Origin of the sequence: Prosthecobacter sp. (genome assembly GCF_044232965.1) — a bacterium.
Lineage (GTDB): Bacteria > Verrucomicrobiota > Verrucomicrobiia > Verrucomicrobiales > Verrucomicrobiaceae > Prosthecobacter.
In genome coordinates, this window is record NZ_JBIIKX010000002.1 from 140,451 (window position 1) to 162,774 (window position 22,324).

The 22,324-nt window shown below is 61.3% G+C and carries 18 protein-coding genes; 7 read left to right on the top strand and 11 right to left on the bottom strand.

Features of this window, described 5'->3' with window-relative positions:
• Positions 1-8 precede the first annotated feature (8 nt).
• From ACILSI_RS01485 to ACILSI_RS01500, 4 genes are read right to left on the bottom strand one after another with little or no spacing between them, the layout of a single operon-like run.
• The gene (locus tag ACILSI_RS01485; protein WP_395720062.1) at positions 9-1,442 is read right to left on the bottom strand and encodes a sulfatase; all 1,434 of its coding nucleotides are present in this window, start codon (positions 1,440-1,442) and stop codon (positions 9-11) included.
• A gap of 34 nt (positions 1,443-1,476) precedes the next feature.
• Complete coding sequence (locus ACILSI_RS01490; protein ID WP_395720063.1) at positions 1,477-2,325, bottom strand: alpha/beta hydrolase; 849 nt, start codon at positions 2,323-2,325, stop codon at positions 1,477-1,479.
• Positions 2,326-2,343: 18 nt separating this feature from the next.
• Positions 2,344-4,335 (bottom strand): DUF4838 domain-containing protein, encoded by a 1,992-nt coding sequence (locus ACILSI_RS01495; protein WP_395720064.1) that lies wholly within the window; start codon positions 4,333-4,335, stop codon positions 2,344-2,346.
• A 25-nt stretch (positions 4,336-4,360) separates the two neighbouring features.
• Positions 4,361-5,827: a hypothetical protein gene (locus tag ACILSI_RS01500; RefSeq protein ID WP_395720065.1), complete on the bottom strand. Its 1,467-nt coding sequence runs from the start codon at positions 5,825-5,827 to the stop codon at positions 4,361-4,363.
• 133 nt (positions 5,828-5,960) lie between these two features.
• On the opposite strand from ACILSI_RS01500, the gene ACILSI_RS01505 reads away from it, so the two are divergent.
• Together ACILSI_RS01505 and ACILSI_RS01510 are read left to right on the top strand one after the other, a co-directional pair.
• Complete coding sequence (locus ACILSI_RS01505; protein ID WP_395720066.1) at positions 5,961-6,179, top strand: helix-turn-helix domain-containing protein; 219 nt, start codon at positions 5,961-5,963, stop codon at positions 6,177-6,179.
• Positions 6,176-7,081 carry an AccI family restriction endonuclease gene (locus ACILSI_RS01510; protein WP_395720067.1) on the top strand — a complete coding sequence of 302 codons (906 nt, stop codon included), beginning with the start codon at positions 6,176-6,178 and terminating at the stop codon, positions 7,079-7,081. Before ACILSI_RS01505 ends, ACILSI_RS01510 begins: the two co-directional genes overlap by 4 nt.
• On the opposite strand, the gene ACILSI_RS01515 is transcribed toward ACILSI_RS01510, so the two are convergent.
• Genes ACILSI_RS01515 through ACILSI_RS01525 form a run of 3 tightly spaced genes read right to left on the bottom strand, consistent with a single transcriptional unit; the run spans position 6,981 to position 12,214 of the window.
• A complete protein-coding gene (locus ACILSI_RS01515) occupies positions 6,981-8,726 on the bottom strand; it encodes a class I SAM-dependent DNA methyltransferase (RefSeq protein WP_395720068.1) in 1,746 nt (581 codons plus the stop codon). The two genes, ACILSI_RS01510 and ACILSI_RS01515, sit on opposite strands and share 101 nt — an antisense overlap.
• Before the next feature lie 50 nt (positions 8,727-8,776).
• Positions 8,777-10,072 carry a hypothetical protein gene (locus tag ACILSI_RS01520; RefSeq protein WP_395720069.1) on the bottom strand — a complete coding sequence of 432 codons (1,296 nt, stop codon included), beginning with the start codon at positions 10,070-10,072 and terminating at the stop codon, positions 8,777-8,779.
• Positions 10,073-10,123: 51 nt separating this feature from the next.
• A complete protein-coding gene (locus tag ACILSI_RS01525) occupies positions 10,124-12,214 on the bottom strand; it encodes an FAD-dependent oxidoreductase (RefSeq protein WP_395720070.1) in 2,091 nt (696 codons plus the stop codon).
• Between the two features lie 123 nt (positions 12,215-12,337).
• Between ACILSI_RS01525 and ACILSI_RS01530 the strand changes: the two genes are divergently transcribed.
• Positions 12,338-13,414, top strand: a complete 1,077-nt coding sequence (locus ACILSI_RS01530; RefSeq protein ID WP_395720071.1) for a DEAD/DEAH box helicase — start codon at positions 12,338-12,340, stop codon at positions 13,412-13,414.
• A 3-nt stretch (positions 13,415-13,417) separates the two neighbouring features.
• On the opposite strand, the gene ACILSI_RS01535 is transcribed toward ACILSI_RS01530, so the two are convergent.
• Positions 13,418-14,686, bottom strand: a complete 1,269-nt coding sequence (locus ACILSI_RS01535; protein WP_395720072.1) for a right-handed parallel beta-helix repeat-containing protein — start codon at positions 14,684-14,686, stop codon at positions 13,418-13,420.
• A gap of 77 nt (positions 14,687-14,763) precedes the next feature.
• Complete coding sequence (locus ACILSI_RS01540; protein WP_395720073.1) at positions 14,764-16,314, bottom strand: NAD(P)/FAD-dependent oxidoreductase; 1,551 nt, start codon at positions 16,312-16,314, stop codon at positions 14,764-14,766.
• A 90-nt stretch (positions 16,315-16,404) separates the two neighbouring features.
• Between ACILSI_RS01540 and ACILSI_RS01545 the strand changes: the two genes are divergently transcribed.
• Both ACILSI_RS01545 and ACILSI_RS01550 read left to right on the top strand, forming a co-directional pair.
• On the top strand, positions 16,405-17,340 hold the full coding sequence (locus ACILSI_RS01545) for a hypothetical protein (protein WP_395720074.1): 936 nt from the start codon (positions 16,405-16,407) through the stop codon (positions 17,338-17,340).
• Entirely contained in the window at positions 17,337-18,131 is a 795-nt protein-coding gene (locus ACILSI_RS01550; RefSeq protein WP_395720075.1) for a polysaccharide deacetylase family protein, read from the top strand. Before ACILSI_RS01545 ends, ACILSI_RS01550 begins: the two co-directional genes overlap by 4 nt.
• On the opposite strand, the gene ACILSI_RS01555 is transcribed toward ACILSI_RS01550, so the two are convergent.
• Positions 18,100-18,768 (bottom strand): class I SAM-dependent methyltransferase, encoded by a 669-nt coding sequence (locus ACILSI_RS01555; protein WP_395720076.1) that lies wholly within the window; start codon positions 18,766-18,768, stop codon positions 18,100-18,102. The genes ACILSI_RS01550 and ACILSI_RS01555 overlap by 32 nt on opposite strands.
• Positions 18,765-19,961, bottom strand: coding sequence for an AMP-binding protein (locus ACILSI_RS01560; protein ID WP_395720077.1), 1,197 nt, complete (start codon positions 19,959-19,961; stop codon positions 18,765-18,767). The genes ACILSI_RS01555 and ACILSI_RS01560 overlap by 4 nt, the downstream gene beginning before the upstream one ends.
• Positions 19,962-20,077: 116 nt before the next feature.
• On the opposite strand from ACILSI_RS01560, the gene ACILSI_RS01565 reads away from it, so the two are divergent.
• Both ACILSI_RS01565 and ACILSI_RS01570 read left to right on the top strand, forming a co-directional pair.
• A complete protein-coding gene (locus ACILSI_RS01565; protein ID WP_395720078.1) occupies positions 20,078-21,301 on the top strand; it encodes a beta-ketoacyl-[acyl-carrier-protein] synthase family protein in 1,224 nt (407 codons plus the stop codon).
• Positions 21,298-22,323, top strand: a complete 1,026-nt coding sequence (locus ACILSI_RS01570; protein WP_395720079.1) for a hypothetical protein — start codon at positions 21,298-21,300, stop codon at positions 22,321-22,323. Before ACILSI_RS01565 ends, ACILSI_RS01570 begins: the two co-directional genes overlap by 4 nt.
• The last annotated feature ends 1 nt before the right edge of the window (position 22,324 follow it).

Here is a 22,324-nt window from a genome sequence, read left to right on the forward strand (position 1 = left end):
CCCAAGCATCATTCTGCCTTGTTCTTCCCCTTTTTACCTTTGGTCTTTGGCTCGCTCTTGTATTCCCAGCGCTTCTGCCATTCGGCGAGGTAGGGCGCGTAGCCGGGGTGCTCGGTCCATGGGATCGACGTCGGATCGGGCGGCGTGACTTTGCTTTCGGGGTAGTCTTTGCCCGCAAAGCTGGCGCTCACGCTTTCATTCCAGGCGAGCAGATCCTTTTTCATCTTTTCAAACACTTGCGGCTCCTTCGTGCTGAGGTCGGTTTTCTCATTTGGATCGGCGATGATGTCGTAGAGCTGGAAGCTGGCCTTCTCGATATTCTCCGTGAGGATTTTGAAACGCGGGCCGGTGAGCGCGAGCTTGCTGCCGAAGCGGAAGCCGAGGGGATTGGTGCGCTCGCCGATTTCTCCGGCGAAGAGCGGCTTCAGGCTGATGCCATCGATGGGCTTGATCATCACGCTGTCTGGCAGGCCGACGATGTCGGCGACGGTGGGGAAGAGATCCACCGTGCCGACGGGAAAGCTCGTGACGCGCGGCTTGATCATCGCTGGCCACTCAATGATGCCGGGCACACGCAGGCCGCCTTCAAACACGGTGCCTTTGTTGCCGCGCAGACCGCCCACAGTCGGCGGTTCGATGCCGGGGAGGCCGCCGTTGTCGCTGTTGAAGACGAGCATCGTGTTGTCGGCGAGTCCGGTGTCACGCAACTTCTGCCGCAGCGTGCCCACAGCGCGATCCAGCGCCACCAGCTCGCCGTAGTGCTGCTGGGAAAGGTTTTCGAGATGCGCGAAGGCCGCTTTGTCCTTGTCTTGCGCCTTGAAGGGGCTGTGAGGGCTGCCGAACCAGATGATGGCAAACATTGGCCTGTCTCCAGCGCGATGTTTGTCGATGAACGTCACCGCCTCGCCCACCGCGATGTCGGAGGAGTCGCCTTTGAACTCCACAAACTCGCCCATGCGGCTCATGAGCGGGTTTTGATCGAAGAAGTTCGTCACCGACACCCATTCATCGAAGCCGAACGCGCCCGGATTGCGTGGATCACTTTTCAAAACGGGTGCCCCCGGTCCTTTGAGGCCGTTGAGATGCCACTTGCCGAAATGCCCGGTCACATAGCCCGCGCCCTTCAGCGCCTGCGCGATGGTTTTCTCCTGCAACCGCAGCGCATATCCATGCGAGAGCACGCCTGCGCGTTCATTCGTGCGTCCCGTGAGCACCGTGGCCCGCGTGGGCGAGCACACTGGATTCCCTGCGTAAAACCGCTCAAAGCGCAGCCCGTTCGCCGCCATCGCATCCAGGTTCGGCGTCTTCAGCACCGGATGCCCGCGATACCCCGTCTGCCCCCAGCCCATGTCATCGGCCATCATGAAGATGATGTGAGGCTTCGCCGCAAAGAGCGTAGAGCCAAGGGCGAAGAGGGTGAGGCAGAGGAGCGCGGATTTCATGGTGCGCTGGGAACGTGGCAAACGGTGACTTGTGTCATGGTATGAACTTCTGCGCCTTCAGCCAGAACAGCAGATCCGCGAACCACGGATGCTCGGTGCCAATCAAGCCCGTTCCATGGTCGCCATCCTGGTAGAGATGGAGTTCGTGGGGGACGCTGTTCGCATGCAAAGCGGCGGCGTAGAGCTGGGCATGCTCCACGGGCACCATTTTGTCCTCCATCGTGTGCCAGAGGAAGACGGGCGGTAGGTCGGGCTTCACTTGCAGCTCGCTGGAGGTCTGGCGGACGAGTTTTTCAGCCGGTGAGTCGCCGATGAGCATCTTTCGCGAGGTGGCGTGCGGCTTCGTGATCATGCTGATGACGGGATAGCAGAGGATGGCGAGATCGGGACGTACGCTGATGTGATGCTTCCGCTCTACAAGCATGCCGTCCTCAGGCCGATTGATGAGCGTGGACACTAAATGCCCGCCTGCGGAGAAACCCATCACGCCGATGCGTTTCGGGTCGATTTTCCACTTCTCGGCATGGCCACGGATCTGAAACATCGCCTCCACGGCATCCTGAAGCTGCGCGGGATAACGATAGCCTGCGCTGCCGAGCCGGTAACGCAGCACGAAGACGGTCAAACCATGCTCATTCAGCCAAAGCGCGAAGGGCTCCGCCTGCCCTTCATAAATGCCGCTGTAGCTGCCGCCGGGGATGAGCAGCATCGCCGCGCCGCTCGGTTTGGCGGGGAGATACGGTGTGAGAGTCGGGATGTCCTTTGGCGAGGTTCCGAGTGCTCCGGGAGCGCGATCCGGCCAGAGGGTGATCGGCTTTTCAGCGGCGAAGAGCGAAAGACATGGCAAAAGCCATGTGGCAGCGAGAATCGAGAGGCATTTCATTCTGGTGTGGGCGAATCCTCACTCCAAACCCACGGCTTGCATGCGCTTGAGCGTGTAGGGCGTGATGGGGGAATTGGGGTGCAGGCCTTCGCTGCGTTTGTCACGCTTGCCGCCGGGGGCAGAGCCGGGTGTGTGAAAGGTGGCCATCCAGTTGATCGCATAGCGCGGGAACTCTTTCTGCATGATCACGGTGCGCTCCCAGTTGGCGAGCACACGGGCTTTGGCTGCCTCGTCCTTGCCTTTGCTGGCCTCGAGCTGCTGCATCGCCGCGCGGGTATCGACACAGAGCTTGGTGAACTCAAAGCCGCAGCGGGCGAAGTGCAGGCGGCGACGGAATTTTTCATCCGCAGTGACGAGCTTCACAGCAGCGGAGTCCAGATGTGCCTGTGCTTTGGCGAAGAGTTCGGCGGTGTATTTCTGGGGAACATCAAAAGCGCGGAAGGGACTCGGATTCTCGGCGACGAACTCCATGCGCGTGCGCTCCAGCAGCTCCCAGTAGGCTTTCATGTCCGCCGCAGCGGGGCCGTAGGTGCGCTGGTGGTAGTCGTCCATCAGCGCCTTCACATCCGTGTGCGGGTTCCACGCGAGATGGACCAGCGCGTAGTAGAGCGGCCCCTGCGTGGACCAGTGATACCAGAACATGTCAAAGTAGAGGCCGATGCACTGCGTTTTCGCCGCAAAGCGAAAGTCTTCGGCCAACTGCGTGATCGGCACGTCAGGCATGCCCCAGCTCACACCTGCGGGATTGCCGAGATTCGGCCGCCACATGATGTGCTTCGCTTTGGCAGCCCACGCAGTGTGCTGCTGCATCGGCACCTCGCGCTCTTTTGCTCCTCGCATCGCAAAGTTGCCGACGTTGGCAATGATGACGTTGTCATCCGGCACGGCCGCGATAGGCGCAGGGCGAGAGTAGCCGTAAGCGAGGAGCTGGACATAAAGGTCCTTGTCGGGATACCGCTCTTTGAGCATGCGCCCGAGTGTGTTGGCAAAGACGACCTGTCGGTCCGTCAACGCCGGGCGTTCCTCCTGCTTGCCGCGCCAGCGGAAGGTGAACTTTTCACCATCCGGGTGATCTTTGGCGAGGCAGTCCGCGCACACGCAATGCCCGAAGTCGTAGCCGTCGTTCTCGCTCACATTGAAAACGCGCCGCGTGGGATCTTCGCGGAGCTGTTCCTCGACCTCGGCGAGCCACTGCTGCCAGACTTTGGGATTTGATTCGCAGAGTTTGGTGTTGTTGGGCGTGGGATGCGGACTGCGCGAGCCGTCAGGCTGGAGGGCGAAGTAGCCGGGATGCGTCTTTGAATACTTCTCCCACCAGTGACCAAAACCGTGTCCACCATCGAGCTCCATGGAGTCGAGTTGCAATCGCTGCACACGCGCCCATTCCATGTCGGGGCCTTCTTTGTGATCACCCAGCTCAAGCTTGGTGAACAGACCCGCTCGCGCCCGGATCTGCGGATTAAAGCGCACCTCGCACGCCGCGATGGCGATGTGCTCTTTCTTGATCACGTCTTCTTCCCCCGGCCACAGCCACCGCACGCCGAGCTGGTCGCGGAGAAACGTAAAAACCGCGTTCGCCGTGCCATACTCCTGCTGCATGCCGGTCTTGGTGCTCAGTCGCCCCTTCGCCTCCATGTGCTGTGGGTCCCAGCGGTCGCGTCCGGCGATGACGACATGCTTTTCGTTCGCCACAATCAAGGTTTCCTCCGGATGTTTGAAGTCGAAGTCAGTCTCGGGAAACAACGCCTTCACCTCCGGCTGCACGCCGATCCAGATGGCACTCGCTGGCATCGGTTCCGATGCACCGAGCAACACGAACGGCTTTTTGCCGCTGATCTTCTCGATGTAATCCGCCAGCTTCACCGCCGCATCGCGGGTGCGCGGTGGTGCGTCTTTGAAAACGACGATCGGGATGGGCAGTTTGTCTTTATCGACCAGAACGAGGTCCACGGCGCTTGCAGTCACAAAGGCGGCCAGCAAAGCGGCGATGAGGGTAAGCGTGTGCTTCATGTTTGAATGCGTTTTCGGCCTCGTTTCACGGTTTCTTGACCGCCAGCTCGCCGAGCATCTCGACCAGCGCGTTCACCATCTTCACCGAGGCATCGAGCTGCACATGGTTCACGCCGATCCACGTCTCGTAGCCGCCGAGCTTGTGCTGTTCAGGCGTCGGCAGGTAGCCGTGGGCACCGTTGGCGATGGAGATATTCATCAGAGGCTGGATCGGGCTGCGCTGTTTCAATTCCAAACCGATCTCCGCGAAGACCTCGAACGGCATCGTGGCCACGGCGAGGTCGCCGATGCGGTGCGTCTGCACGATCACATCGATCGTCGGCGGCATATCCGGCGAGGCATAGGCAAGCACGGTGGCGTAGGTGCTATACCGGCTGGTGCTCATCGGCTTGATGCGCTTCGCCTTCACCGACTCCGCCCACGCGACCTCTTCCTTCGTCGGGTGGCGACGCTCAAAGGTCAACGTGCGCTGCACCGAGGCGAGCTTCACATGATCATGCCATTTCAGGGTTTTGTGAGCCTCCATCACCTTGCTGGCGCACAGATCGGCCACCTCGCGGGCTTTTTCGAAGGGTTGATACTTCTTCTTCGGCTGCGGCCCGCGCTTCGCCAGTTCCTCGTCGGAGTAGCGCTCCAGATTGTTCACGTCGCCACTGGTGCCGTTGGCCATGATGCCGACAAACGGCGGATCTTGATGCCGGTCCGCACCGAGCAGCTCACCCACGCGATCAGCAAAGATCGCAAAGTAGTCCGCCGAGATCGTATTGGGCGGCACGCCGCCAACATAGTGCAGCCCGTAGGACGCGAGCAGCGAGATCGGCTTTCCCGAAGTCGATCTCACCGAGACAAAGGTGATCTGCGGATCCACCGGTCCAGCGGCTCGCAACAAACCGCTGTAACCGGGATTCGTATCCACTTTCTCGACGTTGTCGTGGGCTCCGTAAATCGGGCCGCGCTCAGGCTTCACGAACCAACGGCGGTTGAAGACCTGCGTCGGCTCCTCGACAACGCCCCAGCCGATCTGCGCGGGTTCGAACTGATTGTGAGCCCGTAGCACACCGTCGGCGATGCGGCGGGTGAGGAAGGCGCTGTATTCAAAATACGGCTCGCCCTCGCGCTCCTCCAGCTTCGCGCCGCCCGTGGTGTGCGAATGCGTCGCCGAAATAACCACGCACTGCGGCGGGATACCCGTCGTCTTTTCGATGATCACTTTGGCCGCAGCCGCGACCTCCGCCGAAATATGCCGCAAATCGCACACGACCAGCGCCAGCTTCGCCTCCCCGTCGTCGAGCACAAGACAACGGGCCTGCAGCTCATCATGCACGTGCGTCGCCGGCGGTCGGCTGGTGCGAGCACCCGATTCGACGGCAATGGTCGGCGTGATGTTGCTCGTGGCCGCCCCCGCTCGAAAAACCGGCGCCGCAGCGACAAGATCCAGCGAAGCAAATGCCAAACAAAGGCTGGTGAGGATGAGCAGAGATTGGGGGAGCATGGTGTGTCCTGTGAACGGCCCAAGCATTGGCAACTTGCGGCGTGTCATTGTGGCTTTGGGAGAATGTTCGTGCTCTAACCCGTAGTTTAGCTCCGTGGTTAACATCAATACCAGGTGGTAGCTAAACTCCGTGTTGCAGAAAAAACTCGGACAGCGAATCGCCGCGTTGCGGAAGAAGCAGGGACTCACTCAGGAGGCTCTGGCAGAGGTGATTGGTTGCTCGGTTGAGTTCATCAGTCTGGTCGAGCGAGGTGTGAATGCGCCTTCAGTGGCTGGACTTCAGGGCTTCGCGGATGCCCTGAAAGTGGAGGTTCGTGATCTGTTCACCTTTGACGGGAAGAAACCAAAATGAATACCGCTTACCTCGCTAAATTGAAGGATACAGTGCCTGGAGTCATCGCGACTTTGGAGCGTAAGGGAATCGAAGCGAGGCATCTGGGATTCGGCGGCGAAGGCAGTCCACCTGCAAAGAAAATTACGGTGCCAACGGATGCGCGTTCGGAGTTCCTCGCGAATCGAGCGATGGGTGATTGGGCGGAGCACAGCCTGTCTATTGCGCTTCGTCCTGTGTTTCCGGAATTGAAGATCGTGCAGTATGGAAACACGGATCGGATTGCTGCAGGCCACCCTGACTTTAAGGCGAGGTATCTTGCGGGTATCGAGGAAACACGACGTTTCGGCAAGCGGCCCGACTTGCTTCTCTTGCCAGGCAATGTTGCCGCTCCAGACGATATTTCAGAACTGAGCCATGCTGACAGTGACGCCTTCGTGAATCAGGGTCTCGCATCCATCGAAGTGCGTTCCAGCAAGTTCGAGGCACTGACCTACATGCGAGTGCGTCAGCAGCAGCGTGAGGCTGGTAACAAGGCTGCGTGCGAAACCCCGAGCTTCACCGTGAAGGTGGAAGACCTTATCATCGTGTATCGATGGTTGGAACGTTACGGCGTCGTGCAGAGCTACTGTCAGGTGTTCTTCGATTCGATCTTCGCCATCAACTTCCTCGACATCTTTTCCATCATCTCCGGCGGCTCTGGTTTCACCATCGAAACACCCGCCAAGAGCCAAGAGAAGGCAACGATCATGATTCCGATCACCAGCGGTTCCAAGATCGGCACAGCCACGGAACTGCCTCGATTTGAAGCTGAGCATCGCGTCACTGAACTGGGGCGGCACGACGCTTTCGTGGTGCCCTGCGGCGGAGGTTTTTCGCTGGACCCGGAAGCGGCCCGGCGGGTGCTTCTGCCTGCTGTTTAGGTTCAGCAGGATTGATGACGGGCAAGCCCAGTAGCTCTGCCACCATACGGTCCATGATTTGGCGACGTTCGTCATCAGGCACTGATTCAAGCTCAATCAGACGGGCGGTGAGCTGCTTTGCCTGTTCCTTCGTTTGGGCAGGCAGCGTCGGGCACGGCATAGCTTCCACATCCTTCGGCTCAAGCTTGTTCAAGCCGTCTCCATAAAAACGGTTCACTTGCGAGAAGGCTATGCGACCCCATGAGCTGTTGAGGAATAAGACGAGCAAAGGCGCAAGACTGTTGTGGCCGTTGCGAGCATACAGGCCGTGGAAACAGGTGAGGTTCTTTGCTCCCGAGGTGTTGAGGATGAACTTGACGGTCTCACGCGAAAACACAGCAACCCACACATCTGCCACAGCACGGTTCTCAGGCTGATACCAAACTGGACGATGACTTGGCAGATGCCGCTCATGAATGCCAAGCTCTTGACCCACGCGAAGATAGGAATCGAGTTCAGATCCATTCGCTCGCGGACTGAGCAGGTAGCAGCGCCGATCCGAGTTCGCCAGTTGGGTCAGCTTGCGAGGAGTGAAGACCATGCCATCGGCATCGGTCGCCTTTGTGACGCAAGGTTCAATGTGCTCTTGCGACAGCCGATGCTCGTGCAAAAGCGATTCGTTAAGGCAGAAGAAGTCGTTGGCTCCCGTCGCGATGCCTCGCCGACACTGAAAGTAATCGCCAATCTTTTGAGTCAGATGATGAAGATCTTTCGATGGCTCGTTCTCCAGCAAGGCGTTCAGCCACTTCTCGCGGGGATCGAAGGTGCGCAGATCGTGGATGGCCGGGGCAGATGCAGCCACTGATTCTCCAAGCAACTCACCGACAAAATTCACCGCCGCTACAAGTGACGATGCCTTCATCGCCTTTATGGGACGATCCTTAGCGCCGCCACGCTCCAGAAAAATGATCGAGCTAGTGGTCAGCGCATCGGCAAACAAGTTCAACTCCGGCGCAAAGACGACCAGACCCGCAGGACGCATTTCATTGAGCAGTCGCTCTTTGATCTCCTCTCCGAAGTTAGCATTCATGAACTCCGCCGGCAGCAGCACCGCAGCCCGCCCACCGGGAGCCAAGTCGTCCCAAATCTTGAGCAAGAAGATCGCATACAAGTTCGTCAACCGATCCAGTGGCACACCGAATCGCTCATCAAAGTAGCGCCACTCGGCTTCGGAGTATTCAAGACGCTGTGACTTCACATACGGCGGATTGGCAATGATGCCCGTGAACTGCCCCGACTCGGCGAACAGGTAATCCGCAAGAATCAGCTTTGTGCCATGCGGTGCTGTGCGTTTTGCTTGCTGAAAAGTGTCCTCATCACGCTCCACGGCGACCAATTTGACGCCGTCGCGAATGTCAGCACAAGCATGGAGCAAGTTTCCCAGCCCCGCCGCCGGATCGAGCACGATTTCCGGCTTGGCGGACATCACCCACCGGGCCATGAGCGCGGCTACGGCAAGAGGCGTCGGCACTTGGCCCAGTCGTTTCGTCTCCCGCTGCCAAAATTCGCTCGAAGCCACGTCACGAGCCGACCCGGCCGCAAACTCGACCCGTCCTGGGTCGAGATACAGCGAGAGAAATGTCTGGCCTTCTTGGAGATTCATCATGGGTTAGCTACACGGAGTTAAACTACGAGTCAAGGACCTGGAGCCGGGCCTCACGGCACCATCGTGATGTCCTTCCGCAGTTTCAGACGGCCGAGCTTGTGTTCGCCGATGAGCCAGACTTGCAGCTTGCCGGGCTTTTGGAGCAGATTCGCGGGAATGGTGAGTGATCCGGCGCGGCGTTGCTCATCGGTCAGGAAGAGCGGATGACGGCCGTAGCTGTCGGCCTCGTTCCAGAGGTAGATGACGATGGGTTTGATGTTCTCCTCACTGAAAGCGACCTCCCAGCCGCCCTTCATCGACACTTTGTCCTTTGGCAGCGTGAGCTGGAGATCACACACGGCGAACTCACAGGCCTGACTGGGCTTTCCATCGCGATGGATGACCTGCGCGGTGTAGTCGCCGCAGATGTCCAAGGTGCGCTCATGCACGCCGGGGCCTTCGAGAGCGATCTCCTCCACCACCTGGTCGCCGCGACGGATGACGAGCGATTTCACACCGAGCTGATCGCGGTCCATGACGTTGAACTTCACAGGCTTGCTCTTCTGATACGGCACCCAGTCGCCGAGATCGAGGAGCAGAGCGCGATTGATCGTCGGCTTCGCGGCATCGGCCTCGTAGTTCGGGAAAAGCAACGGCTCAGAGCGATTCGAGCCGCGCCACGCCTCGCGATCCGTGATGCGAAAGAGCTGCTTGTTCCGCGAGGCGAGATGCGCGTTGAAGGCGACGGCGCTGCGCTCCGTCGTGGCGGTGGTCGGCGGGCGGCTTTCATCCACGCGCACGGAGATCACGCGACCCGCGGCATCCTTGATGACCGCCGTGACCATCTCCACATGCGAGCCGGAGGTCTCGGTGGCATGCGGCGTGTAGATCACATCACCCGGCTGCGCGGCGTCCGCCGATTGCGGCTCGACCAACCGGATGCCATCGCTGATTTGCGGACCGTAGCGGCGGCTCACCTCCCAGATCCCGCAGCCCAACGCATAGCTGGTGTAAGCGGAGCAAACGCTGCCGTAGTAGGCTGCGGCGTTCGAGACCTTGCCCGTGAGGTTCTCCGTGTAGAGCACGCTCTGCGGGTTCTCCACCGCCGCGAGAAACGTGCGCAATCCGATGTCAAAACCGATGTAGCGCCCCTCCGACCGCACGCTGGAGTATGGCACACCGACATTCTCCTTCCCCGCCTCAAAGAACCCGCCCTGCCGATTCGGCATCGTCCCCGCGACAGGCGTCCATTTCACCTGAGAGAGAATGCGAGCGCGATCCACGGTGCTTTGGAGCACGGCGTCGGATAAAGATGGCTCAGCAGCATGGAGCGAAGCGATAGCCAGCAGGAAAAGGAACGATTTCATGTGTTGGAGTGCAGGCTTTAGCCGAGGTTTGGGAGCAAAAGATCAAATCGGCTAAAACCTCGGCTCCAACGCACCAAACGGCTTCGGATCATTCAAATCGGGAACGCCATCCCCATCGGCATCATAGGGCTTCAAGCGGACCCACGGCTGAAACGGCACTTTTTCGAGCTTTTGCCAGATTAGAGCCGCGAACTGGCCCCGCGTGATTTTTTCGTCCACGGGCATTTCGAGGCCACATCGGCTCAAAAGGGCCTTCTGCCAGTCAGAAGCCGCCGGAGCATCGGGTTGGAGGTCCACTTCATCTCTCGCGGCGGGAATGAGGCCGCGAGCACTCAATCGATTGATCGCGACAAACGCCGCGTGATCGGCGGGAAGGTCGCGCCAGGGCCAGAGGAGCATGGGAGTGCCCTCGGTGCCGCCGCAGAGGGCGTGCTGGATTTCTTCGAGGTGCGTGCGGTTCCACGCGAGATCACGCGGCTGCTTTTGATGCTTCAAAGCGAGCACAGCAAGCGCACCGGCGGCCTGACCGATGTGCACGCGATGATCGTGCAGACGCACGGCACTGCTCACGATGCTGCTGAAGCCCACATTGCCCTGCGCACCGATGAGACCATTCATCTTCACCGGGATGAGACTGCGGAGCGGGAAGACGCTGCGCTCGCTGAGGTAGTGGATGTCACGCCCAGGCTTGCCGTAGTGCGTCCACGGGCCGGAGTCGCCCTCGCTATTTAAATAGGCGCGGCCGGTGTCGTGGAAGTCGTAGTGAAACTGCCACGCGAAGACGCCATCGGGATACATCGCCGTGGCAAAGGTCTCCTTCGCGGACTTGTCGCTCTGGCCCATGAAGCTGTCCTGCTCGCGCATCATGTAGAGCGCCTTCAGCCGCAGGCTCTCGCGAATGTAGGGCTTCATCGGCAGGCGGTCCGCCGTGCCAAACTCCGCGCTGAGGTGGTAATGACGCAGGCTGTTCGTTTTATCGGGCGCACGATCATGCACGGTCGTTTGCAAATGATGCAGCAGGCCCAGCGAGTGCGCTTTGCAGTCCTCGAACACGATCTGGCGCTGCTCGCGGCTCATCAGAACGAGGTTCTTCATCGACGCACCGCGCTCCGTGGCCTCCAGCGCGTCACACACATGCTTCGGCAGACGCTCCAGCGGATAGTCCTGGCCATTCGAGTAGCAAATGAGCGACGAAGTGATGCCATCCGCGCTCGTCGTGCCCTCGACGATGCGCCGCATGCTCAGGATGGTGCCCTGGCGTTTGCTTTCCGTGCCCTTCGCAGGCCACGGCGAGTTGTTGCCGATCTTCACCGGATGATCCCACTTCAACTTCGCGGCTTCTTTTCGTCCCAACGACGTGCTGCGCAGATAACGGCGCTCATCGTAATGCGGCGGCGCTGGAATCGGCGTGTCGCTTTGGCTTTCCTCGACAATGAGCGCCCACGTCAGCGGATTCATCTCATTCGGCGGATTCTTGGAAACATCCTCCTGCGCATGCGGCTCTCCATAGCGCGACTTCGGATCCGGACCGACCTCAAACTCGGTGCCACTGAGCTGCACGACATCGCCCCAATCACTCGCATCAATCGTGAGCGCGGCCTTCACCTCCAACGTGTCGCCTTTGTCCGAGCGAAACGTCATGCCGGTGACTTTTCCCTCCGACTTCATCGCCGCGACGGGAATGTGATTCAGCCTCAACGTCACCTGCCCGCTGCCGAGGTAAGGCTGCAGCATCTCGCGAAAAATCGCCTCCGCCTCAGCAGGTCGGAACGTCGTGGGGCCGTGCATCGGCCTGCCCGGCATCGGCGAGCCGTATTTCTTCGTGTTGAAGGCCTCAATGCGATCCATCAACTCCTTGAAGAGGCCAAAGCGATGAAACGAGCGCTTCATCGGATGCCAGTTCGGCCCCCAGCCGACCTCGCCCGTGCCTTTGCTCTCATCCACACACACCAGCCCCTGCTCCGTGTATTGCCCGCCGAGCCACGGCCCGTCATGCACGACCGTGATCGACTTGCACCCCATCCGCGCCGCCTGGATCGCCGCCGCCCATCCCGACTCCGTGCCACCGACGATGAGCAGATCCGTCTGGATGGTCTCCGCCGAGGCAAAGGTAGAGAGAAGGAAGAAGAGCAGTGGTTTCATGCAGCAGGGGCAAGAACGTTGCTGGAAGTCATCTCCATCGTCTTTCTCGCTGGCAATTCAGCGCATTGTGAAGGATGGCAAGGGATGTCGCACCCATTCAAAGAACTCGGAATCCCAGAGGACATGATCCGTGGCCTGGAGGAGCTGGGCATCGTCACGCCGACGGAGGTTCAGAAGAAAGTCATTCCCTTCCTGCTGACCGACGGCAGCGATCTCATCGCCCAGGCCCAGACCGGCACGGGCAAGACTGCGGCGTTTGGCCTGCCGCTGCTGACAAAGATGAACTCCAAGCACCGGGACATTCAGGGGCTCGTTCTGGCTCCGACGCGGGAGCTGGCGAAGCAGATCGGCAAGCAGCTCTTCCGTTTCACCAAGTACACCGACAAGATTTTCATCGAAGTCCTGAGTGGTGGAGACAACATCGACCGCCAGACGGAGGCGCTGAAACGTCCTACTCACATTGTCGTCGCGACGCCGGGGCGGCTGCTCGATTTGATCGAGCGGGATGCGCTCACGCTCGAATTCGTGCGCTATGTGGTGTTGGATGAGGCGGATGAGATGCTGAGCATGGGTTTCAAGAAGCAGCTCACGGAAATCCTCAAGCTGGCCGCCATGCGGCGTAGCACCTGGCTGTTTTCCGCGACTTTCCCGGAGGCGATCCAGGTGCTCATCAAAGGCTGCATGTCCCCCGACGCGCACTCGATTCAGATCGACCAGGCGAATGTCGTGAACCGCGACATCGACCACCGCTTTGCGATCTGCAAGCGCGAGGATAAGACTGCGTTCATCGCCAATTTTTTGAAGCGCCAGCAAGGACGCGGTCTCATTTTCTGCCGCACCAAGGCCGGCGCGAACGAACTCCACCGCGAACTGGTCGCGCTCGGACTGCCGGTCGATGTCTTGCAGGGCGATCTCATGCAAAAGGAGCGCGACAAGGTGATGCGCGCCTTCAAAAAGCAGCGCGTGCAATTCGTCGTCGCCACGGATGTGGCCGCGCGTGGCATTGATGTCGAGGGACTGACGTTTGTGATCCATCACCAGCTTCCCGACCAACGCGAATACTACACACATCGCAGCGGACGAACCGCGCGTGCCGGGAAGAAGGGCATGTCGCTCGCCTTGATCAACTCGAAGGAAAAATGGCAGCTCACCGAGCTGGAAACCAAGCTGCGGGTGAAGTTCAGCGAGTATCGGAAGTAGCGGTCACGGCTTCAGCTCCGTGTTCGCCACGCCCTGCGAGCCTACTGGCAGCAGGTTGTTGGAGAAATGCATGCCGCGCGGCGTATTCGGACCTCCGCCGATGATGACGGCGTATTTGTAGCGCGGTTTGCCGATGCTGTGCACGACGTTGCCAGTCACCACGACATCGGTGAGCGGCGGATCGTCGGGCTGCTGGCCGGTGTCGAATTTGAAGGGCGAGCGTTCATCACCCCAGATCCAGTGCGCGTCGCCGTGGCCGAAGTCGGAGATGATGTTGTTGGCGATGATGGAGCCGCCGTCGAAGTTCTCGGCGTTCGCCGCCGCACCGGGCATCAGGCCGATGGCCCAGAGGCAGTTTCGTGAGAACTGATTGCCGGTGATGAGCACGTTGCGGGAGCCGTGCATGGCCTTCATGCCCATGAAGGAGTTCACGATGATGTTGTTGCTCACGATGACGTGATCTGAGTGCAGATCGATGCCCTGCGCGGCATTTTCGATGTGGTTGCCAAGGATGCGCGTGAGGTTGCTCACTGCCGGCGCGGTTACGACGAGGCCGCTGCCTTGCTGCCAGTTGTCCGTGTAGCCTGCGTCCCAGGCCTGCTGGCTGAGCAGTGTGCCTTTGACCGGGTTCTTCTTCACATAGTCGCCCAGCTTGTGCTTTGCCTTGATCTCCGGCGTCGGGACGAGGTTTTCCTCAATGATACGATTGCCCTCGATGTGCGTTCCGGTGCTGTAACTGACGCTGATGCCGGTGCCGTCAGTGCAGTTGAAGGCGTAGCCCCACTCCAGGCTCTTGGTGCGATCATCAATGCTCACGCGCATGTAATTGCGCACCAGGCAGCGGCTGATGCGGCAGTTCTGGCTCGCGCGCAGCGTGATCGCGCCGGCAGGACTGCGATTGTCGATGACACGCACGTTGTCGATGACGAGATCGCGGCATTTGATCGCCACGATACCCTCCTGGCGCGTCTCCATCTTTCCCTCGGGTCGTGTGAGCGTCAGATCGCGGATTTCGGCCTCTTTGGCATCTTCGATCACGATGATGGGCTGCTCGGCGTTTTGTTGAATGATGCGACCGGGGCCGAACAGGCCGCTGCGCACGCCGCGGATGCGGATTTTGTCTGTGATCGGATAATCACCCGCAGGAACGAACAGCATGCGGTTCGGATTCGCATCCAGCGCCGCTTGAATCGACGGATACGCGCTGACAGACCGTTCAGCGGCGGAGGTATTGAGGGTGAGAAGAAAGGCAAGAAGAAACAGGGCTTTCATGGAGCGGGGACAGGTTAAACTTGTCCAATCCACCCAATTGCGCAGGAGACTTCCTCGATTCGGACAATTCCAGCCGATCACGCTGTCACCGGTTTCTTCGCCATCACCATGGCTTCTTTGGGCGGAGCGGGGGCCAACCAAGTGCTGATCTCGGCTTTGAGCCAGACCATGATGCCATCAAAGAGCAGACGGCCCGCCGAGGTGTCAGGAGACATGCTCATGCGCGGCGCCAGAAAGTGACCGTGATTTTTGAGGCCGTAGATGCCTTTGCGCACGCGCTCCTGGGCGATGCTGACGAGGCGGCGGTTGTAGAAGGCCATGAACCTGCCGAAGAAGCCGCCGATGGGGCCGTCGTAGGGCATCAGCTTCCATTCGTGGTCAGGATTGGTGTAAACGCCGCGCACCGGACCGAGGAAATAAGTCGAGAGATCCATCAGGAACGCGGCGTGCATCAGCTCGGCATCGCCAAGGTAGGTGTACTTGTCCTTGTAGAGCGCCTCGAACCAAGTGCGGTAGCTGCGCGGGTAGGCCATGTTCAGGTAATCGGTGATCTTTTGCGTGTCCTCCCCCGCGAGACTTTTGCGCACCAGCTCGGTGGCGGCGGAAACAGTGTAGCCGCAGAAGTCGAGTCCCTGGCTGTAAAGCGGGTCCATGAATCCGGCGGCGTCTCCCACCATCACCCAGCGGTTGCCGGCGATGTATTCGGCGTGGTAGCCGAGGTTCTTGTAATAGAAGGTGTCACCTTCATCTGGAATGGCGTTTTCAAACATCAGCCTGCCCACTGGGTGGCTCACGAGATGTGCTTGGAGCCGGGCCACAAGCGAAGGCCCTTCTGGCAGCGTGTACAGACGGCGGTCCCAGGTGACGCCGGCGCTGAAGCTGCCGTCGGAGAGTGGAATGATCCAGCACCACCAGCCGCGGCCCATGAGGTGATTGGTGGCCGTCGTCCGGATGCAGTTGGCCTGTTCCGTGAGTTTCGGGAACATCTTGCGGCTCTTGAAGCTGTCGAGGTCGTTGACGTTGCGGAAGCGGCACCAGACGGAGGAGGTGGGGTGCTCGTCGCCGATGGAATGCTGAATGCCGAGCTTTTTGGCGAGCAGGGCGGCCTTGCCGGAGGCGTCGATGATCCACTTCGTGGTCACGGTGCGCATCTGGCCCTCCTGCGGCATGATTTCGAGCGTGTGCGGCGCTTCGTTTTCGGACAGCGTGATCGTTTTGATCGTCGCGGGCCGCATGAGCTCGCAGCCGAAATCACAGGCCTCCTTGAGCAGATGCTCGTCGAGAATCGAGCGGTCGAGCTGAAAGGTCGCCAGGCGTGACTGAAAGCGCGGGCCGATCTCGGTGAGGTCGTCCACGGAATCCTGCGGCGTTTTGCAGAACCACATGCGCAGGCCGTGCTTTTGATAGTGCTTCGCGCTCAGGTGACTGGATTGGTGCAGCACTCGTGTGAGGAAGCAGCCCGCGACTTCGGAGGTGCTCTCGCCCACCTTGCGGTCGAAATGTGTCGTGCGCTCGACGATCAGCACGCGCATGTCGGGGTGGTCGCGTTTCAGCATCATGGCCGCCGCAGACCCGGAAAAGGCCCCGCCCATGATGATCACATCGTAATCCGTGGCGGGCATGTTCATGGAGAGGGCGGGGTGAAATTCTCAGTTGTGGGGGCGGGCGTGACGGTCGAAGAAGAACGACTCCCGCCGCTCTCTGTCCGCGCCTAAATAATGCCAATCGCCGAATCCGCAACCTTCCAGCCGCATGAAGAAACCGCTCCGGCGCGGATGGGTCTGCATGACGCGTGCTGGACACGGCTGATGCTGTTTTTCATGCGCTGGCTGCCCGCGCCGGTGATCACCGCGCTCACCTGGCCGGTGACGGCGGTGATCTGGCTGCTGGCCGTGCCGCAGCGCGAGGCGGTGCGCGCCAATCTGAGCGCCCTGCTGCCGGTGCAGGGCACCAGCGCCTTCACCAGCTTTCATGTATTTTACCAGTTCGCGCTGACCTACCTGGACCGTCTCTGGCATCTGCACTTTGAGCGCGAGGTGGAGTGGGAGATCATCGGCAAGGATGATTTCGAGGCATTGCAGCAGGAGAACGGCGGGGCGCTCGTCTTCACCGTGCATTCCGGCAACTACGACCTCGGCGCCGGGCTCTTCGCCCGCAAATTTGGCCGCACCATTCACACCGTGCGCGTGCCGGAGGCCAGTGACTCGCTCCAACAGCTGCGCAAAAAGGAACTGTGCGAGGAGGAGCGCCGCCACCCCAATCTGCATGTGCATTACAATGAGCCGGGCGGCCATCTCGGCATGGAATTGTGCCGCAAGCTCTTCGCCGGAGAAGTGGTCTGCGTGCAGGGCGACCGCGTGATGGGAGAAGTCGCCCCGGTCGAGGCGCACATTGACGGTGTCACCTATCGCATCCCACGCGGGCCGCTCGTGCTCGCCGAAGTGACCGGCGTGCCATGCTACCCAGTGTTTCTCAGCCGCAAAGGCCGCCTGTCCTACCGCATCGAGATCGGCAAGCCCTTCCACTGCGGCGGTCGCAAGCCCAAGGCCGCCGAAATCAGCGCCGCCTGGCTGCCGGTGATGCATGAGTTCCTTTTGCGGCATTGGGACCAATGGTTTGTGTTTGAACCGCTCGTCACTCGTGATCCGGCATGAATGCAGAAACCAGAGCCCGCTGTTTGCGCACGGCCTACGGTCGTTTGGTGATCGCTCTGCTGCCGTTGTTGATTGTGGGCTGGCTCGTCTCACGCGGTCAGATTTTCGCCGCCGGGCTGCTATTCTGCTCCGTGCTTACGTTGATGATGATCGGCACGCTCGTGCCGCGCTGTGCATTCTTCGGCCCCATGATCAAGCGGCTACCGCATGACACCGGCCACGCGTTGCTCACCATCGACGATGGCCCGCACCCGGAGCACACGCCTGCCATGCTCGACATCCTCGACCGTCACGAGATCAAGGCGATCTTCTTCCTCATCGGCGAGCGTGCCGCGCGCCACCCTGAACTGGTGCGCGAGATCGTCGCGCGAGGCCATGAGATCGCCAATCACACGCAGACGCACCCTGCCGCCCGTTTTTGGGCGCTGCGTCCGGTCGCCCTGTGGCGGGAGATCGCCGAGTGCCAAGAAACACTCACCAGCATCTGCCCGGACCACCCGCCGCGCTTCTTCCGCCCGCCTGCCGGGCATCACAACGCCTTCACCTTCGTGATTTCCCAGGCGCTCGGTCTGAAGATGTTGATGTGGAGCGCCCGCGGCTTCGACGGCGTCATGCAGGACGTGGAATTCATCACCGACCGCATCCGCGCCCGCCTGAAACCCGGTGCCATCGTCCTCATCCATGAAGCCACGCCCGTGGCCATCGAAGTGGCCGAATCCATCGCCCGCATGATGGCGGAAAGCGGCCTGAAGTGCGGCGCTAGCGCTCTGCCACGATCAGATGATTGTTGAACGGCGTCCCGCCCCACATGGGCGAGATTTGGACCTTCAAACCGGCCGCGCCGAGCACGGACTCGAACAAATCGCGGTCGGGATAGCACACCGGGCCTGCTTTCATCCAAAACGTGAGCTTGGCCAGCCAGTCGCCGGCCACGGTGATGCGGAAACGGGTGGAATCATCGTGCAGGCCACTGCGGATGACGAGTTTTCCTCCCTCGGCCACGCGGGCCGCCGCCAGGCGCAGCAGCGCCTCCTGCTCGGGCCGCGTGAAAAATTGCAGGATGTCGAGGATGACCACATTCCCACTGAAATCGGGCAATCCCGTGCGCGCGTCTGCCGCGAGGAAGCTCAATCCCACGTAACCGCCGCGCTGTGCCATGCATTGGGCGCTGGTGATCTTCCACGCGTCGTAATCACAGCCGGTGATGTTGGCCGTGACGCCGGATTCACGTAGATAAAAAGCCAGCAGGCCGATGCCGCAGCCGATGTCGAGCACGGGCAGCGCGGAGCCGCCGATCTCGCTCACCACCGCCGAGTAAACCGGGTCGGAACGCAGCTTCGACGGCACATAGTAGTGATTGTAGTCCCAAACTCGCGGATACAGCGAGGCGATGCGTTTCAGGGAGGCTGGGGAGAGAGGCTGGGTCATTCGGAGATCTTGGTGCCCACCCATCGACGCGGAACCTCCCAGGGGGCAAGCAGGGAACAGACGCGAGTTTTAAACTCCGCGTTGATCGCCGCCTGTGGCAGTTCGAGCTCGGCCACGATGTCCTGGCCGCGTTCCGGGTCCCGGCTGGTCGCGCCATAAATCTTCACACCGGCCAGACCGGCGGCCTGCTGGATCTTTTTCGCGATCTCGGCCGGGCTGAGTTTGCGCCCGGCCACGTTGATGCCAGCTCCCAAGCTTTGTTGAAACAGCAGATGGCCGTCGCGCAGCTCGATTTGGTCGCAGGTGGTGAAAACACCACCGCCGTAGCGCTCACCGGGCAGTGTTTGGTCATAGCCGAGCCCGGTGGAGCTGCTGGTGACGCTCAAACGTCCGTCCGGCTCGTTTTGCACCGTCACACCGGGCAGCAGCGTGCCGAGATCACGCTCGTCCTCGCGCAACACCGCCGAATCGTCCCACGATACGGTGCCACACTCGCTGGTGCCGTAGAGGTTGTGAATTTTCAGCGCGTGCTGCTCCAGTGCCATCCGCTCCAGTTTCAGCGTGAGCGATGACCCGGCGGAAATGGCGAGGCTGACATTGCCAAAGCGCACCTCGCCCATCAGCCAGGCCTTCCACAAGGCGGGAACGCCGGGCAGGAAGACGCGCGGGTGGTGATTCATCGCGTCCATCAGCGGCTGGGCGAAGGGCTGCGGTGCAAAGCAGGTCGGCACGCCGTGAAACAGCGTTTGCAGCACCGTCATCGTCAGTCCGAACGAGTGCGCGCAGGAAATGGCCGCCACACCGACGCCGCGCGCGCCGAGATCGAGCGCCGCGTGCAGACGGTCCACATCGGCGGCGATTTGCTCCAGCGTGAAGAACTGGCAGCGGCGCACGCCGGAGCCGCCGACGGTTTGTTTGATCAAAGCGGTGCCAGCGGGCGGTGGAATTGCGGGTACGCGGCGCTGGCGGTCTTTTTCGACCAATTGCACCGGTATGCCGTGCAAAAAGCCGGAGAGCAGCGCCCGCAGCAGGGCGGGCGTGTCGCCTTGGGCGAGGACGTGATCCCCCGCAGGCCTCACGGCTTGCGCTTCGGCGTCGAGTTCACGGAAAGTCGTGGCGCTGCCGTCGGCCCAATAAAAGGCCGCCTGCGCGCCGCGCTCTGCCACGATACGATCCCAACGTTCAGCAAACATTTGCAGTCCATGCGACGGCGGCGTAATCCATGAACCGCGTCGTGGCGTAGAATGAACACTTGAGTGGGCAGTTCAACCGCCGCGCCAACGAATCTTACCTGTCGCAGACCTTTTCCGTGTCGTTTTCACCCAGCCAGCGCATCGCCATCACCGGAGCGGGCATCGTTTCGCCCCTGGGGCTGGGCTGGGAGGCCAATGAGCGCTCGTTGGCGGCGGACCGCAGCGCGTTCCGGCCGGTCGATTTTTTTGACACCACCGGGCTCATCGCCAAAACCGCCGGTGTCGTCGATCTGCCCGCTGAAAGCCCGTTTCACCGCATTTCGCCGCACAAACAGGGCCATGTGGACCGTGGCACGCGCATGCTGCTGCTCGCCATCCGCGAGGCACTGGCTCAGGCCGGTCGCAGCGGCATGGATGGCATTGATGCGCTGGTCATCGGCACCTCGGCGGGGGCGATGCCGCTGGGCGAGGCCTACTTTGAGAGCGCCCGGCATGATCCAGGCCGCATTCCGTCCCAGCTATCACGTGCCGAGCATTACCAGCCGCAACGGCAGATGAACAGCATTGCCGACGAGTTCGGCTGGCGCGGCCCGGTCATCATCGTGTCCAATGCCTGTGCCTCCGGTGCCAACGCCATCGGGTGGGGTGCAGACATGATCCGCTCCGGGCGCTGCAAACGTGTTTTGGCCGGTGGTTTCGACGCGCTCGCGCGGCTGGTCTTCGCGGGCTTCGACAGCCTGCGCGCCCTGGCTCCCAGCGGTATCCCGCGGCCGTTTGATGCGCAGCGGGACGGCCTCGCGCTCGGTGAAGGCGCGGCGGTGATGCTGCTCGAAGCCGAAGGCGCCCGTCAAAGCGACGCGCTGGGCGACGTGGCCGGTTATTCGACCGCCACCGACCTGCACCACCTCACGCAGCCTGATCCCGAGGGCAAGGCGGCCATCCGCACGATGACCAGCGCCTGCGCCCAGGCCGGTGTTTCTCCGGCGCAAATCGGCTACATCAACTCCCACGGCACCGGCACGCCCTTCAACGACGTGGCCGAGGCCTCAGCCATCGCCGCATGGGCGGGGGACGCGGTTTCCACCATTCCCGTCAGCTCCACGAAGTCTGCCATGGGCCATCTGCTCGGCGGCGCTGGCGCGGTCGAGGCGGTGATTTGCCTCATGGCGCTGCGCGGCCAGTGGCTGCCCGCCAGCCTGAATGTGCGCACGATTGATCCCGCCGTGCGCTTTGATCTGGTGCAAAAGTTCCGCCAGGCCAGCTTCGAGCATGCACTGACGAATTCCTTCGGCTTTGGCGGCACGAACGCCACGCTGGTGCTGCAAAGGAGGACCGCATGAACCTCGAAGGCGTCCACATTCGCGGCGTCGGCGCGGTGAGCTCCGCCGGTTGGAGCGCAGGTGATCTGCTGCGCATCGTGCGCGAAGGAAATCCGCTGCCTGCGGTCAATTGTGCGCGTCCGGGCGATGAACGGACCTGGCCCTGCCCGGTGCGCCTGGTTCCTCCGCCACCGCCGGACAAAACGGCGCGGCATCCGCGCATGCGCCGGTCCAGCGCCATCACCCGCTACTCCGTGGCTGCCGCGCTCGGCGCGCTGGCGGACGCCGGGCACGATCCTGCGGCTCCGCCACGCGGTTTGGGCATCCTGTTCGTGATGATGAACGGCTGTGTGAACTACACGGGCCGCTTCTTCAACGAGGTGCTGCAAAATCCCGCGCAGGCCAGTCCGCTCATCTTCCCGGAAACCGTGTTCAACGCGCCCGCCTCGCACATCGCCTCCTTCCTCGGCATCGACGGCGTGGTCAGCACGCTGGTGGGCAGTCCCAACACGATTGTGGAGGCGCTGGACACCGCCGCGTTCTGGATTCGCAGCGGCATTGTCGAAGAGTGCCTGATCATCGCCGCCGAGGAATGCGACTGGCTCAGCGCCGAGGCGCTCACCTATTATCATCCGAAGCTCATCGCCACCGAAGGCGCGGGAGCGCTGCTGCTTTCAGCCAAAAGCGCCGGTCCGCAGGTGCGCGAGGTCATCGGCCCGCTCTGCTACACCTCCTGGGATGAACGCGCCGCCTTGCTGCCGGATCTCGCGGCCCAAACACGCGCCAAACTCACAGGCGACGCGATTCTCATCGACGACCGTTGCGGCATCGACCGCATCGACCGCGCTGAGCAGGCGGCGTGGTCTGGAGCGCAGTGGCAGGCCGTGCGCAGCCCGAAACTCATCCTCGGCGAAAGCATGGGTGCGTCCTCTGCCCTGCAACTCGTGCTTGGCACCCTCGAAGCACGTGACACGCGCCAGCCGGTGGTTGTTTCCATGCCCGGCGCCAACACCGCGGCCTACGCGTGCGTGATCACGCCGTGAG